This window comes from Gimesia benthica (genome assembly GCF_009720525.1).
Lineage (GTDB): Bacteria > Planctomycetota > Planctomycetia > Planctomycetales > Planctomycetaceae > Gimesia > Gimesia benthica.
The window spans coordinates 2,334,799-2,350,592 of the sequence record NZ_CP043930.1; the positions used below are offsets into that span (position 1 = coordinate 2,334,799).

The following is a 15,794-nucleotide window of genomic DNA, read 5'->3' on the forward strand; positions in this document are numbered from 1 at the left end:
CATATATAAAGCTCTTATTTTATTTTCTTCCAGCAGTTTAAAAATTGTGTGTTACGGAAAGAAGTAGTGGATCTTTGCTTACGATGAAGTGAGACAAACCACACAATGCGGGCCAAAAGGGCATTGTTATTTGCTCCTTCCATTTATTGACGAGAAGTTTTTCACTCATTTCTGTTTCTTGTTCATTTTCGATTCCTGTCTCCTTTCTTCTGTCAAAATGAAAACAAGTCACCTGAGTTAGAATGGTGCGTGTTATCGCCATTCCACAATCCAGAACATTAACACGTTCTGCGGGCACCCACGGAGTGAATGATTTATGTTACAGCTTTCTCTGAAAGTCATTGGCGGTCGCCATGATGGCAAACAGATTCCCATTAAGGGTAAAAAATTCCTCATTGGGCGTGAAGAAGATTGCCATTTACGACCTAACAGTGATATGGTCAGTCGTCACCATTGCGTCTTTACGGTCGATGAATACAGCGTACGCTTGCGAGATTTCGGCAGCACCAACGGGACACTGGTCAACGGCAAACGCATCAAAGGTGAAGTTCAACTGTCGCATGGAGATAAAATCCAGGTAGGCAAACTGGACTTTGAAATTGTAATCTCACACAGTCCGGATGCGAAAGAGGCTCCAGCAGGAGCAGCTCCGGGAAGTGATATCCTCACCGGCTCCGATACGGTCTTTGATATTCCCGTCCACAAAGAGGAAACCGAAGAGACGAAAGCTGAGTCTGTAGAAAGTGAACCAGCACCTGCGGACGACGCACCAGAGGCTCCCGGGGTCTATGAAGGGGATACCCAGATTCTGACTGCAGAGCAACAGCAACAGGCACAACAGGCCTATGACCAGGCTGCTCAGCAGCAGGGTTACCCACAGCAACCTTACGGCTATCCACCCCAGCAGATGCCTTATCCGTATCCCATGCCACCTCAGTATTATCCGCAGCAGGGGTATCCTCAACAACCCATGCCGGCGTACCCGCAACAATACCAGATGCCTCCTCAGGGTTACCCACAGCAACCGCCTCAACAGCCCCAGGAGCAACAGGGAGAACAAGGTCGGTCAGGAGTTCCTGATCTCCCTCCAGTGACTCTGCCCAAACCTGAGGAAACTGGACTGAAAAACAAAGAGTAGAATGCTCTGAGTTTTAGCCAGAATACATACAAAACAGAGATGAGATACTGAGTTCCAGTTCTCATCTCTATTTTTTTATAGGTATAGTGGCCTTAGTTTCCGCTTGAGAATACGCCATTCTGCAAGCTGCCCATTGCTTTTATGATTCCTGTTTGGGAAAATCATAATCATCAAGCAGGTTTATAAGACTATGCGAACCAGGACGAAATCCAAAGGGAGACACTTTCAGTGAATGACTCAGCCAGTGCCAGCAATGATATCCAGCGTCGTTATCGTGAATTTCTGGATCTACTGCCGTTGACCCTGTCACTTGCAGGACTCCCTGCCAGTGATCACGGTAAATATTATACCGAAGAGCAGGTCGAGGCGCGAGCCTATACCATCAAACATGCTTTCAAGCAGGCTCGCATCCTCGCTCGGGAATGCATTCAGAAATAACTGATCTCCCGAATCAGATTCGCTCTGAGCCAGTATCAATAAAAAAGCCACACCAGGCAGGTGCGGCTTTTTTTACGTTCAACTAAAGCTCAGACAGAATTGACACTTGGCCCTATTATGACAGGAGAGATTACTCTGCTTTAGTCTTCAATTCGAAAGTAAATTCATTTGGTCCCGACTCGCTGACTTCAGCTTCCAGTGTGGTCTTCTCATTATACTCCGCAGGCAGATACTGCTCTACGGCAGGTACTGCCGGCTCCCCGGGAGCGCCACCAGCGACGGTCTTACCGGGAATCTCGCGTGTCGCGGTAATCACAACAGCTTTTTTACCCGCAACGGTTTCAAAAGAGAATGCCCCTTCTTCAATCTTGCCGGCACCACTGGTCGCTTTCCCCTCTGCATCGCGGAAAATAATATCCCCTTCTGCCAGAGGTTCACCATCCACGGTTACTTTACCAGAGACAGGATAATTAGTCGGTCCTGACTCACCACCGCCACATCCAGCAAGCACACCTGCAGTGCAGGCCAACATCAGATAATACGCAACTGTTTTCATTGACTCATTCCTGTAAGTTCTGCCCGCACCACACAACCTGTGTCGGGACGGGCAGATTTCATTTTGACTTGAAACGTTTAAAATTCTCCAATGACTTCATCGCCAGAACGGGTAGCCAGCGCTCGGAAAGTCCCCAGATCAATATTGTTTGAGACAAAGCGAACTGCTCCGTCAGCCATTCCGACGTGCACTCCCCCCACGTGTTGACTACGTGCATAGTTCCAGCGGCTCGACTGGTTCGTTACACATGGAGCATTCACATCCGTGGTTGACTTGCAGAGATAGTTCTGATCGGGAACCTTGGTATTGGGGGTTTCATACGCAGTGAAAGTCACTTCTCCATGTGCCCCACCAATCCAGTAGCAGCCCGGGCATCCCCAGGAAAAACCGCTGGGTACTGCAACACGCTGCACTCCCTCGCTCAGCATCATCGTATTCGAAGTACCATCGGTCACATCGCGAATCTTCGTTTTGGTCTCGTAACCAAACATCCCATTATCCGATCCAGTAGATCGATTATTTGCCCAGCCGATGCAGGCCATGTAACTTCCAGCCCAACGAACGCCTGAATTTTCGGCAAACGCAGGCCCAATATCCGAAGGGCACATGAAGGCCGGCAAAGCAGTTCTCACAAAAGTCTGACTGCTCGAAATGTTATGCACATGATTACTGACACTGGCTGACAGATTCGCACAATCCCCTTCGTACTGATTATACATCGGGGCCTGATCTACGTAAGGGAGAAGACGATGAAACCAGGTATCTCGCTGATGACAGGCCTGGGGGTACCAGCCGTTTCCACCACGATGAGCATAAGGAAAGACCCGATGAGCGCTCTCATAATTATGCAGTGCCAGGCTGATCTGCTTCACATTGTTTTTACATGTACTCCGCCGGGCTGCTTCACGCGCCTGCTGCACGGCTGGTAACAACAGTGCAATCAGAATGGCAATAATCGCGATGACCACCAGTAACTCAATCAACGTGAAACCACGTTTTCCAGTGAAGGTTCTCAAGTGCTTCATTTTGAACGTCCTTAAAATACAGGTTAATAAAAACAACACATTTAATAATAAACAGTTAATTTAGAGACAATTATTAAATGTAATATAATAAGTTTCGGATGCTTATCGAAGGTTGTCAACTTTCAGATTTAAAGGTTTCTCAGATAGGGATTTAGACCTCACACGAACCCGCACATTCGACTATCTGAACAAAATCAGGTTAATCAGATCGATAAATCTAGAATAGCAGCACATTAATAATCAGAGGCACACCACATGTATTCACATGTACCCAACCCCATTAGCATTCTGAATTTCTATTTGCTTAGCCTGGTCTTCTGACGAAAACAGGACCGAATTTTTAGCCTCCTCTGAAACTCCCGCAGTAGAAAACTGGTATAGTTAGTGAAATCGAATGAAGTTCTGATTCAGAATTCTGTCGTTGTGCAAGCCGAAACGGGATTTTTCCGTGAACGAAGAAGATGCGGCACTAGTCCAAAGTTGCCTGGATGGTAATACAGCGGAGATGCGCGCGTTCGTAGCACGGTTCCAGAGTTCCATCTTTGGTTTGTGCTATCGGATGCTGGGGCATCGTCAGGACGCGGAGGATGTCGCTCAGGAAGTCTTCGTCCGCGCCTTTCGCAGTCTGCATCAGTGGGATCCTGCCAGGACATTAAAGCCCTGGTTACTGACGATCGCTGCCAATCGTTGTCGGACGTTCCTCAGTCAACGGTCCCGTCGACCTGTCCCTGCGGAATTTGCATCGGAACTGGCCGTCAGTCAGTCGTCTGAAGAGCTGCAGGATCTGGGTGAAGAACTTCAAAACGCCATCAGTCAGCTGCGGGAAGATCACCGCACCTGCTTTATTCTGTTTCACCAGGAAAAATTGAGTTGTCAGGAGATTGGAGAAGTGCTGGAACGTCCGGAAGGGACGATTAAAACCTGGCTGCATCGATCCCGTCAGGAACTGGCATCTACCTTAAGACAACGTGGAATTGTACCAGAGGTCAGACATGAATCTCGTTGAATATCAATCGAAACTGGAATCCATGATCGAATCGCAGTGCTTCGATCAACGTTCCCAGCTGGAAAAACAGTCCGCACTTTCCCCGGATCATCAGCGGCTCTGGGAAGATTTTCTCATCCTGGAACAGGCACTCCCCGCATGGGAACAGACCATGCCTGAGATTGACCTGGTTGATGCGGTGCTGACCCAGTTGACTGACATATCGGGTAATGGCGCCCTGCCATCTGTGACCACAGATATAATTGCCCGCCCTCATCGTCTTTCCACTCCCTGGATCTGGACCAGTCTGGTGGCCGCCGGTTTGCTATTGGCGATTGTGATTCCGTTTTTCACCAATCGATCAGAAAAGGAAACCGGCCTCCCGGTAGCTGCCAGCCCACCGACTCCCGAGCCTGCAGCTAAACAGCCCGCTGCTCCACATGATCTGAATCAGCTGCTGAAAAATGCAGGCGCTGCTTCGTGGGGACTTGCCCAAAGTACAGCCGGAGCGATGTCGGAGGCAGTCACCCTGGTCCCGGTTTCACGGTCGGCCCCGCAGTCTGTAGATACACTTCCTTCTGAACCGAACTGGGTTGATGATATCAATTCAGAAATGCAACCCATTAAAGATCAGTTCAATCACGCCTGGAACTTTATTATTCATTCGGTCCCCGAGTCATCAACGAAAATCTGATACTTTTCAACTCGCGCAGAGTCTCATCAGGAATACAGTCCATGAAACCAAATCCATCCGTCAATTGCAGACGCTTGACCACACTTCGGTTCGTGCCAGCCCTCCTCCTGAGTCTACTCTGTTGTCTTTCCGCCCATACCGCTTTCGCCTCCCGGCCGCTCAGTCAACTCGTCGATCAGAAAGCAGGGCTGTATCTTGAAGCCACACAGTTGGACCAACATATAAAGCAGTTCCTGCATTCCCAGCTCGCATCACGCTTTCGTGAGACAGATGTCTTCCAGCACTGGCTTCGCAGCCAGGATGTGAAAAACCTTAAACAGGGCCTCACTCAGCTGGAAACATTAACTCAACGCCCGTTACTTCCCCTGCTTCGGGATCTGTTCGGAGAATCGGTTGGCCTGGCAGTATTTAATAATGGCCCGGATCAGAATCCATCCATTTTGCTACTAACCGATGTTAAGGATCCTGCTGCAACCCGTGCTCTGTTCGCAGACTGGTTTCAAAAGACAGGCGTTAGAGTGACGGAATCAACTCATCTTGATATCCCCTGCTTTACTGCCAGCCAACAGACGGCGGATGCCGAGAAGGCTTCTCCTGGGATCCATTATACGTTTCTGCAACAAACTCTGATTCTCTCTGAAAATGAGAACCTGCTCCACTCCAGCGTCGCACTCTTTGCCGCTTTGCAGGAAGGGAAACCTCTTAAGGAGCAGAACTGCCTCTACAATCATAAGATGTACCAGCGAGCGCGTGCAGTGCTCGCCGATGATGTCACAGGTTCCGCCTTCCTGAACCCACGGGCCTGGGATGAATTTATCAAACCTCCGCGCAATGAAGTCGAACAGGGAATTGTCAACTGGTGGCAGAAAACCGGTGCACTGATCGCAGGTCTGCATCTAAAAAATACTCTTGCCCTGGAGACAGTGATTCTATTCAATTCCGAAGTGATTGATCTGCCGCTGCTCAATATTCTGCAGACTTCAGCCAGCACTCCGGATCCCTATACGCTGATTCCACAGAAGGCCCTGGCGGTGATGGCTGGCCAGCTGAATCTACAGTTGTTGACGCAAAAGTTTGTCGATTTCTATGCACAGAAACACCCGGAAAAGTGGAAAAAAATTCATGCGGCCAGTGTTGGCCTGCTGGGTGGGCTGGATCCGATCACCGATATTGCCAGTGCCCTGGGACCTAACGTCCTGTTTTATTCGGTTCCCCGCCAGCAACTGTCCTTCGATGCGATCTCATTCGACGGTCTGATCGCCATGCAACTCTCTCCTCCTGAGAATGCATCATCCTCATCAGAAAAATCCAGTTATCATCTGGCTCTCGAAAATGTAGCCCACTTCCTGATGAACAGCGTGCTTGTTCAGCACAATACGGATGCGAAGCATAAGGATAAACCAGCGATCCTCAAGGTGGAAGATCATGATTTATATCATCTACGCTGGATCGACCACCTGGGGCCTTACCAGCCCGCTTATGGCATCAGTGATCAACAGCTGGTCCTGGCCAGTTCCCCGGATCTCGTTCGTGAGTTTTTCACCTTGAAGTCCGAGGACAGTCTTGCAGCGCTGCCCCTGTTTCAATCCTGGAAGGAGACTTTTTTCCAGGAAGAGAAACAGCTTTGCTTCCTGAACATTTCTTCGATTCGCACTTTCATCGAACAGAATTCCGATTTTCTGGCAGAACAGCTCTCAAGACAGCAGGACAGTGATCTAGCCAAGGGAAAAAGCAAGCTGGCAGGGCTCAAAAGCCTGCTGGAGTCATTTGATGGAGTCTTTCTGGCGGCAGGACTGCAGAAAACACAGGTCCGGATCGTCATCGGTCTGGGATCACTCTCACCGACACGGTGAGCAATCTCAACTCTGTACACAATTCTGAACAAAGCACGACAGGAGCCGCCCGATAATCCTCATAATCGGGATGACTACTCAATCGGCACGGTCGATCATGCTTATCGGTGTTAATTATTTTAAACAAATCTCCCAATCCGGATTTTGGTGGGAATAATTGAGTAAGTTAGCTCCACTTTCCGACTCGGGCCAGAACTATTTCGGAATCGTGGAGAAATTCTTCCCCAAAGCATATGAACGGATTGTGTGAGAATGACTGGGAGTCCTTTTGTATCGGACTTGGTTCTCAACACTGGTGTATATGTGAAAGCCTCAGGTAATTAAACTCCCTCAAAGAAAGCTGAAATTGAATATGGTAAATCAACTTGATCCCCCCTCTGAACTGGTTGTTGACCGTCGTCGTGTTAATCGTAGAGCTTCCGGCAGCAAAGGTACCATTCATGAGAAGCATGGCGTTGTGGATCAGCGGAAAATCGAGCGTCGCCGCCAGATCGACCCAACCACCTGCGAACGCGATTACAGCGAACAGGAAATCGATTTCATGAAAGCCATGGATGATTACAAACGACGCAGTGGTCGGCAGTTCCCCACCTGGAGTGAAGTACTGGAAGTCCTCCACAGCATGGGCTATCGCAAGGTTGCCGAGCCAACAGATATTTCGCTCTGATCACAAATCATATAAGGTCAAACCTGCAGGTGGGATGCGATTTATTCGCTTCCCACCTTTTTTATTGCGCGGCAGACTTACCGATGATTACCAGCGTGAGATCGTCATACTGTTCGTGTTGACCGACAAACTGTTTCACGGCCTGTAGAATCTGGGGGCCTCGCTCAGCGGGACCCGCTGCCGGCTCCAGTATCGCAGACTTGAGACGTTCGATTCCGAAGAGCTCTCGATCCTCATTCATCGCTTCTGTGACACCGTCGGTATACAGAATCAATTGTTCTCCCGGTTGCAGCACATGGGTCAAAGCCTCGTATTCGTAGTCATCCATCACACCCAGTGGAATACTTGGCTGATCGGCTGATAATTCGCGAAGAGTCCCATCAGCCTGCAGCAACAGTGGCTCCAAATGTCCTGCGTTGACGAAGGTCACCAGATCCCGGCTGAGCCTGATTTGCCCCAGAATAAACGTGATAAAGCGACCATCGTGGGCTGCCTCATCAATATGATGATTTACGCGGTGTACCGCATCGGCAACATCTGGCACAAACTCCACAGTGCTGCGCACCGCACTACAAACGCGGGACATCACCAGCGAAGCCGGGACACCCTTACCGGCCACATCCCCCAATGCAAACCAGACGAGATCATCCTCGGTCTGGATCAGGTCGTAGTAGTCACCGCCGACAGCCCGTGCCGCTTCGTATGACACGAAGAATTCATAGCCGGGAACTTCGGGAATCTTGGCTGGCAGCAGTCCTTTCTGGACACGGGCCGCAATTTCCATTTCGTTATCGTAACGCTGCTTTTCTACATGCGAGATCATCAACCGGGCACTCTCATAAGAGAGAGCCGTCTGGCTGGCTATAACCATCAGGAGCTCCAAGTCATCATTGGAAAACATCTGACCTGCCAGCTGAGTATCGAGGTTGATGATTCCAATCACACTCCCGTCTAATCCCAGCATCGGGGCACACAGAATCGAGCGAATCGTGAGTGTCGAAACGGATTCGCTCTTTTCAAAGCGTTCATCATTCGCCGCATCGGCAGAAAGCACTCCGGTTTTATTATCGATGACCGTTTTGAGCACTGTGCGGCTGAGCTGCAGCGCTTCCTGATCATCATCTCTGCGATGGCGAACTGCTTTTGGCAGAAACCGTTGATTGTTTCTGTCATGCAGTAGAATACAGCCCCGATCCGCTGCCGGAAAAATATGAAACAACCCCTCAAGAACCCGTTCGGCCATCATATCCAGGTCAGAAGCCGTCGCAATCGTACGGCTGATTTCCAGGATCGCCTTCAGCTTGATTTCTGGTTTGACCTGGTATTGATCAAAATCATCATTCGAACCGCTGGACCGCAGGATCGTGCTCTTATCGACTGCCGGGGGCTTCACGGAGACATTTTTCAATGAAGGAATCAAACCGTATGCAGTCAAGAGCCCCTCATGCTGCTCGGCTTCATACTCGGCATCACTGGAGAATTCCAGCAGAAAAGGACCTATCGAGATCTGATCTCCGGAATGTAGCAGCACCGGATCATTGACCGGCTGATTGTTCACAAATGTGCCGTTACCACTCCCCAGATCTTCCAGTTCGAATCGTTCCTCATCAAGCACGGAGATTCTCGCGTGATACCGCGAAACCGTATTTGACTTGAGACAGATATCACAGTCCGGATGACGACCGAGTGTCATCTGCTCGCCCGTTATCTCCAGCCTGGACGAACTGCCGTTATTTTGCAAAAACAGACTGGCGGACATGGTGAGGCCATAGACTGGGTGACTGGAAATTTCACTTTCAGGAAACACGCCCAAAAGTCATGATAGTAATATCGTCATTCTGGGGGCGACCATTCGCATGCCGGCGGACATCAGCCAGCAGTGCCTGCCCCAGTTCAGCAGCATTCTTTTCACGGTTGGCCTTAATGAACTCCCGCATCCGGTCGAGGGTGTATAACTCCCCTTCCGGATTCATCGCTTCATCTACGCCGTCAGTAAACAGGACTACAATCTCGCCTGGTGCCAGATCCCGTTCGACCACTTCAAACGGAAAGCCTTCCATCACACCAATCGGGACGCCGATACTGTCTTCCGGAAACTCATCAATCGAACCATCCGGCTTCAGAATCATGGGTGACATGTGCCCTGCGTTGACCAGCGAAATGTGATGCGTCTGGGGATCCAGAATTGCCAGTACGTAGGTCACAAAACGTCCCTCAACAGCACTGTCGCACATGTGGTCGTTAATTGCTTCCACCGCAGGTCCGACTTCATGCAGAAAGCGCATTGTGTGCTGCACACAGCTCGACATACGAGCCATGATCATTGCCCCGGGGACCCCTTTACCAGCGACATCACCGAAGGAGAGCCCGATCTTCCCATCCGGAAGCTCGAAGATGTCATAATAGTCACCACCTACGGCCTGTGCGGAATGATAGGACGCGAAGAACTCATACCCGTCCACTTCCGGCACCGAACTGGGCAATAACCCCTGCTGTACCCCGCGAGCGATGTTCATCTCGTTGTCCTGCTTCTGTTTCTCCAGATAGGAGTTCATCAGCCGGGCTCCTTCGTAGGAAAGAGCCGCCTGGCCTGCAACGGACATCAGCAGGTCCAGATCTTCTTCCTGAAACTGTTGCAGCGGGTTCTGTGTATCAATGTTGATAATCCCGATTGGCTCTTCCGACAGTCCCAGCATCGGTACACACATCATGGAGCGGATCGACAGATTCGAAATAGACTCACTGGCGTCAAACTGGGAATCACTGGCTGCATCGGCCGACAGAATACCTGTTTTTTCCTTGAGCACTTTATTGACAATCGTCCGACTCAGCTTGACAGTTGCATCTTCGCCCTCGCGGCGATGCTTGAACGCACGGGGAACCATCTCTCCTGACTCTTCATCCTTGAGCAGGATACAGCCGCGGTCGGCAGCGGGGAATATATGAAACAGAGTAGTCAGGATTTGCGGCAGCAGTTTTTCCAGATCGACGGTTCCTGCCAGACTGCGACTGATCTCAATGACCGCCTTCAGCTTGGCCTCGGGACGCACATCGAGCCCCCCGAATCCGCCGACTCCGGATACCGCCCCCATAATAGTGGCACCGGCGCCACCATCTTCATCAGTAGCAAAACCGATATCAAAGCCGCTGTCGACCTGCATCATGGCCGAGGACTTTTTCGCGCCCGCTTTGTTATCTGATTCGAAGCGGAACAGAATGGGACCGACTTTCAGACGATCTTCGTGTGCCAGTAGGGTCCTTCCGTCAATCTTCTTACCGTTAACGAAAGTCCCATTTCCACTGCCCAGGTCTTCAACGAAAAACTGATCACCATCACCGACAACCTGAGCATGTCGACGGGAAACCATATTGGAATCAAGCTGGATCTGGCAGTCAGGGTGCCTGCCAATCACCATCTCATCACCCGAAAGGGAATAAGAGACCGCCTGGCCCGCCTGTAGCATGACTAGAGTCGCCATAAATGAAGCCCTTGTGATGACACGATAAATGATATGATAAAAAAGGGATATGATCCTTATTTTAAAATGATCCAGCCCTCGATGCAATCACCGTCTGATTCCCTACTGGCCGATTAACGACCAAAAATGGTCTCGACGTTCCCTCTCAAAACCAGCTTGCCGAGTTCGATGGCCCGCTCTTCTGACCAGCCGCGGCCGATCACAAAATCACTGGCCAGTACATTCGCAAGAACGCGGCGATACATGCGGAATTTGGGAAGTGCAAATTCCAGCTTGTACATATCGCTGTAATAGCCAATCTGCTTGGTTTTGGGAACGGCTTCCAGTCGGCTCTTACAGTCAAACGTAATGAACGCCGGTGTGTTTGAATACCACCAGTGTCCGTTGATGACTACGTTCGGGAAAATCCAGCTGTAACTGACCAGTTCCTGGTTGCTGGTACTGGTCAGTACCGATACCGGGAACGTCACATTGGGAAAGGCATTGAACAGTTCTTTGTACTGAATCAGTGAAGTCCGTTTGTCGTACAGATCCTGTCCCTGGTAAACGCCGGCTTCATAAACCCGGCGATTGACGCCGATCATCAGATCGAAAGGCAGGCTGTGGACGGCACAATATTCAGCAAGGGTCCAGAACACATACTGGCTGACCAGCTTCGATTCATCACGGCTCAGTTCATTACCTGCATACAGCGAGCGAACGACGGCATCTGCTTCTTCGGGCATGACTGCTGTCGGAGAGAAATCGGGAGGCAGTGAGATCGCACAGGCACGGGCGCCCCGGGATGTGAAATGTTCAAACAGTTTGGCGATTGCATCGCGGAGTGTGTGGGCGCAACCGATATCCAGATTTGTGGCTTTTGCCAGGCGATCGCGTGTTTCGCTTTTGCCTAAGTGGAACACCAGATCATCTGTCCGCAGACAGGGGATATACAGATTCGTGTCGAAGCCCTCTAACGGATCGTCGAAATCGTTCGTCAGGAAGACCTGCTCAAGACCACTTTGCTTGAGAACCTGCTGTTCCCAGTCCGGCTGTGCCATCTTCTCAGCAGCAGTGTCGTATAGTTTTTCCCAGTTGGCTTCAGTGATCGCTTCTTCCTCAAAACCAAAGAATTCACTGCAGATGTCCATTAACCAGCTGAGCTGAATGGTATTGTCCAGATCCCCCAGTTGCTTGACCAACCGACCGACTTTTTCTTTCGGATCCAGTCCCGGCTCTTCAATCTGCTCCTTGGGAAGTCCGGCAGAATGGGCCAGTTCGGTGTAATAATGATATCCCATGATATCGGCCAGCGTAGTTGAGGCAGCAGCATGGGGATTGATATGGGTATGAGGGTCGATCAGAACGAGACTCTCTAATTCGGCGAAAATACGCTTGCTCAGTTGATCAGGCATGATGTAATAGTTCCTGCTGTTTCTAAAGATAATTCTAACCAGCTTGCGAATATACTCAGTCCGCTGAGACAGTGCAATCAGGCGGTGATTTCCGCCCCGATCTATCAACCAAATTGCATAAAAAAGGCGGTCCCACGATTAGTATCGCGGAACCGCCTGGAAAAAGCAGCGAAATCAGTCAGGCTGAGTGCTATTTACCGGCACTGGCCTGCTGTTCCTGTGGAACAGGGGGCGGATTAAAGCTGTGGAGCAGTTTGCCCGTTTTGGCATCCCAGACCCGCAGGACGCCATCTTCACCACCGGCAATCGCAACCGTTTCATCCCGGCTGGATGCGACGCTGTAAACGTAATCAGTAGATCCGCTCAGGTTGCGGAAATTAGAGCCGTTAGTCGTCAGGTGCATCCGCACGGTCTTGTCTCCGCCACCGCTGATGATGTTGTCACCCAGTCCCATAAATGCGATTGAGGTGACCTGCTTGGAATAACCTGAAATCGTACGCTTCTGTTCGCCGGTCTCGATATTCCAGACTTTGATCACGTTATCTGCACCCGCACTCACGATTGTGGATTCATCCGCTTTCCAGGCCACGTCCAGCACATGGTGGGTATGACCTTCGAATGATTTCACGAATTTCCCGGATGCGACATCAAAGATTTTGACAAACTTATCAGCTGCACCGGTGAGTAATTGTTTTCCAGAACGGGAAAAACGAATTCCCAGAACGGTATCACTGTGGGCATCTCCCAGTTTTTTCACCACGTTGCCGGAGGCGACATCAAACAGGATGACCTCACCACTTCGTGATGGATCTCCCCCACCGACGGCCAGCAGTTTGCCATCCGGGCTGAAATCCAGACAGAGTGCCCGATTCGAAATGGGGGAAGCGCCCACTTTACTGGGATCTTTGGGATCGGCTCCCAGTTGAGCAATCAGAGACCAGACAGGTTGAATGCTCTGGATCAAAATGCTCTTATCGGCACTCCCGGAAGCGACAGTGGTCCGTGTTGTGTAAGCAACAGCAGAAATCGCTCCCGTGTGACCAGCGAGAGTATCCAGCTCTTTACCCGACTCGACACTCCACAGTCTAACCTGCTGGCTGTCATCGCCAGTGACGACCTGCTTCCCATCTTCAGAGAATGCAACAGACTTGATCGGCGTCAGCACAGCAGCCTGTTTTTTCGCTTCTTCGAGGGCAGCGTCGACTTTCTTGGCTGTTTCATCCAGAGCGGTCTTTTCATTAGTCCGTTCTGTCAGCTGACCTTTAATTTTGGTCAGAGTACTTTCAGCCACTTTGACCGAGCGTTCTGCAGAGGTAATCTTCTTTTCTGCTGCAGTAACCGCTTCAGCCTCTTTCTTGGCTGCAGCATCTGCATCAGCAACTTTTTTATCGGCAGCTTTGGTATCCGGTTTAGACTCAGCCAGTTTCTTCGCAGCAGCAACCGCGGCATCTGCTTTTGGCACAGCCTGTTTGGCTGTCTGGATTGCCTGAGTCACGGTCTTTTCATCGTTGGTCTTTTTCTGCTGAGCAGCTGTCAGCTTTTTCTGAACCGCATCGAAGTCTGCCTGAGCTTTTGCGACGGCGTCCTTCTTTTTCTGCTCGCCTTCTTTATCCGCTGGATCGGGTTTAATCGCATTAGCGGCATCCAGGGCTTTCTTCGCAGCATCGACTTCTTTCTGAACAGCGGCAATCGCCTGCTGATTCTGCTCATTGGTCGTTTTCAGCTTGGCTTCTGCATCAGCAACTGCTTTATCCGCAGCTGCCTTCTGTGCAGCCGCAGCTTTCACAGCGTCTTCACCTTTCTTCTTATGATCAGCAATCAGCTTGGCAAGTTCATCCTGAGCCGCTTTCAATTTCTGGGCAGCTTCATCGGATTTCTTCTTGGCTTCCGGAAGTGCTTTTTTCGCAGCATCCAGTTCTTCATTCCGTTTTTTCAACTCCGCTTCACGGTCCTTAACGTTCTTGTCTGCTGCCTTGACGGCGGCATCTGCCAGGGCCACTTGCTGTTTGGTAACGGTCTGTGTTTCGGTTGCCAGTACCAGCTGACGTTCCTTACTCAAGTCTCCACGGAACTCTTTCAGCATTTTGCCATCACTCAACTGCCAGATTTTACCGGTACCGTTGACTGAGACAGAAACAAGGTTTTTCCCATCTGGACTGACATCAACATCAGTCACAGGAGCACCATGGCTGATTGAACGAATCTGCTTCTTACCAGCCAGATCCCAGACACGCACCGTACCGTCTTCACTACCAGAGACAAGTTGTGTACCGGCGGGCAGGACCAGTTTCAAAGACGAGACTGGTTTTGCATGTCCTTTTAGTTCAAACAGGGGAGCGGGTGTTTCCGGAGCCTTCTCCCCTTCTTTGGGAGCAGGAATCGTCATAGGCCAGACGTAAATGCTGTTATTGGCACTACCGGCAATCACCTGTGAACCGTCTTTACTGACGGTCAGGGCGCTGATTACCGCAGGAGTTTTCATGGTTGAAATCTGTTTTCCATCGGCCGCATTCCAGACCCGCAGGCTCTGATCAGCCGAAGAGGTCACAACTTTAGAACGATCGGGAGTGAAAGCCAGTCCCTGAACGGCTCCTGTGTGCCCTTTGAGATCGACCAGCTTCGTTCCTTCAGGCAGCTTCCAGAGTGAAACTGTATTGTCAGCGGTTGCAACCGCCAGAACGCTTCGGTCCGCATTGAGAGCAATCCCGGTCACAGCAGCAGGCAGATCTACTTTTTTGACCACATTCCCCAGTGATTTTTTCCAGAGCTTAACAACGCGATACCCACCTGAGGCGAGCAGGCTGCCATCGTTGTTAAATGCCAGTGAATGAACAAAGTCACGATGAGCGGCTCCCTGCGGATAGAAGGGTTTACCGTCTTTCTGCAGTTTCAACAGTGCCGGATCATTCAGTACGGCGACCTCACTGCCAGCAGCCAGATCGTAAACGGCAATTCGGTTTGCCCGACCTACGGCTGCATAACGGGCCCAGGGTGAGAGTGCGGTACTGTAAATCGAGTTCAATCCCGGAGGCAGTGACTGCCAGGCAACTCCGGCATCAGCCGACTTGCCGCTGGACTTTGCTCCTTCCAGAATCCACTGGCGCAGAATCCAGACTTCTTTTGGAGTCAGTGCCTTGGCGCCAACCTTGTTCGGCAGTGGCGGCATGAAGCTCTCTTCGGTGCGGGAAGCAACCTGATAGAGGTAGCTGTCGTCCGGCTTGCCGGGAACGACGGAAGCACCACTGTCGCCCCCTTTGATCAGGTCTTCAACGTTCTCCAGAACGAGCGAGCCCTCTTTTTTGGCAACGTTATGACAGGCGATGCAGTTTGCATCCAGAATGGGAAAGACATCCTTTTCAAAGCTGACAGGACGGCCTAAATCGACTTTTTCTGGTTTGATCGGCTTTTCTTCCGCCACTGCCACACTGGTGGCAACAAAGACTGCAGCCAACATCATACCTAAACTGGCAAACCGGTTCCGCATAACATGCCCCTCTGATATCACTGTTTCAACAGCTGTAAACAAACAACTGTCTGTATTGGAATCTCTATAAGTCTGGATTTC

At 50.6% G+C, this 15,794-nt stretch carries 12 protein-coding genes; 6 read left to right on the plus strand and 6 right to left on the minus strand.

The window, feature by feature from the left end; all coding sequences use genetic code 11:
- The first annotated feature begins 316 nt into the window (after positions 1-316).
- Both F1728_RS08825 and F1728_RS08830 read left to right on the plus strand, forming a co-directional pair.
- A complete protein-coding gene (locus F1728_RS08825) occupies positions 317-1,138 on the plus strand; it encodes an FHA domain-containing protein (RefSeq protein ID WP_155363798.1) in 822 nt (273 codons plus the stop codon).
- Between the two features lie 228 nt (positions 1,139-1,366).
- Entirely contained in the window at positions 1,367-1,576 is a 210-nt protein-coding gene (locus tag F1728_RS08830; protein ID WP_145037406.1) for a hypothetical protein, read from the plus strand.
- A 130-nt stretch (positions 1,577-1,706) separates the two neighbouring features.
- Here F1728_RS08830 and F1728_RS08835 read toward each other — a convergent pair whose 3' ends face one another.
- Both F1728_RS08835 and F1728_RS08840 read right to left on the minus strand, forming a co-directional pair.
- Positions 1,707-2,132, minus strand: a complete 426-nt coding sequence (locus F1728_RS08835; RefSeq protein ID WP_155363799.1) for a hypothetical protein — start codon at positions 2,130-2,132, stop codon at positions 1,707-1,709.
- Positions 2,133-2,209: 77 nt separating this feature from the next.
- A complete protein-coding gene (locus F1728_RS08840) occupies positions 2,210-3,157 on the minus strand; it encodes a DUF1559 domain-containing protein (protein WP_155363800.1) in 948 nt (315 codons plus the stop codon).
- Between the two features lie 448 nt (positions 3,158-3,605).
- On the opposite strand from F1728_RS08840, the gene F1728_RS08845 reads away from it, so the two are divergent.
- From F1728_RS08845 to F1728_RS08860, 4 genes are all read left to right on the plus strand, one after another.
- Complete coding sequence (locus tag F1728_RS08845; RefSeq protein ID WP_155363801.1) at positions 3,606-4,163, plus strand: RNA polymerase sigma factor; 558 nt, start codon at positions 3,606-3,608, stop codon at positions 4,161-4,163.
- Complete coding sequence (locus F1728_RS08850; protein WP_155363802.1) at positions 4,150-4,836, plus strand: hypothetical protein; 687 nt, start codon at positions 4,150-4,152, stop codon at positions 4,834-4,836. The genes F1728_RS08845 and F1728_RS08850 overlap by 14 nt, the downstream gene beginning before the upstream one ends.
- A 41-nt stretch (positions 4,837-4,877) precedes the next feature.
- Entirely contained in the window at positions 4,878-6,689 is a 1,812-nt protein-coding gene (locus tag F1728_RS08855; RefSeq protein ID WP_155363803.1) for a DUF3352 domain-containing protein, read from the plus strand.
- Positions 6,690-7,041: 352 nt separating this feature from the next.
- Positions 7,042-7,356 (plus strand): hypothetical protein, encoded by a 315-nt coding sequence (locus F1728_RS08860; RefSeq protein ID WP_145037393.1) that lies wholly within the window; start codon positions 7,042-7,044, stop codon positions 7,354-7,356.
- A gap of 61 nt (positions 7,357-7,417) precedes the next feature.
- Here F1728_RS08860 and F1728_RS08865 read toward each other — a convergent pair whose 3' ends face one another.
- From F1728_RS08865 to F1728_RS08880, 4 genes are all read right to left on the minus strand, one after another.
- Positions 7,418-9,115 (minus strand): SpoIIE family protein phosphatase, encoded by a 1,698-nt coding sequence (locus F1728_RS08865; protein WP_155363804.1) that lies wholly within the window; start codon positions 9,113-9,115, stop codon positions 7,418-7,420.
- Between the two features lie 37 nt (positions 9,116-9,152).
- Positions 9,153-10,835: a SpoIIE family protein phosphatase gene (locus F1728_RS08870; protein WP_155363805.1), complete on the minus strand. Its 1,683-nt coding sequence runs from the start codon at positions 10,833-10,835 to the stop codon at positions 9,153-9,155.
- Positions 10,836-10,948: 113 nt separating this feature from the next.
- Entirely contained in the window at positions 10,949-12,229 is a 1,281-nt protein-coding gene (locus tag F1728_RS08875) for a glucuronate isomerase (protein WP_155363806.1), read from the minus strand.
- 190 nt (positions 12,230-12,419) lie between these two features.
- Positions 12,420-15,713: a c-type cytochrome domain-containing protein gene (locus F1728_RS08880; protein WP_155363807.1), complete on the minus strand. Its 3,294-nt coding sequence runs from the start codon at positions 15,711-15,713 to the stop codon at positions 12,420-12,422.
- Positions 15,714-15,794: the final 81 nt, after the last annotated feature.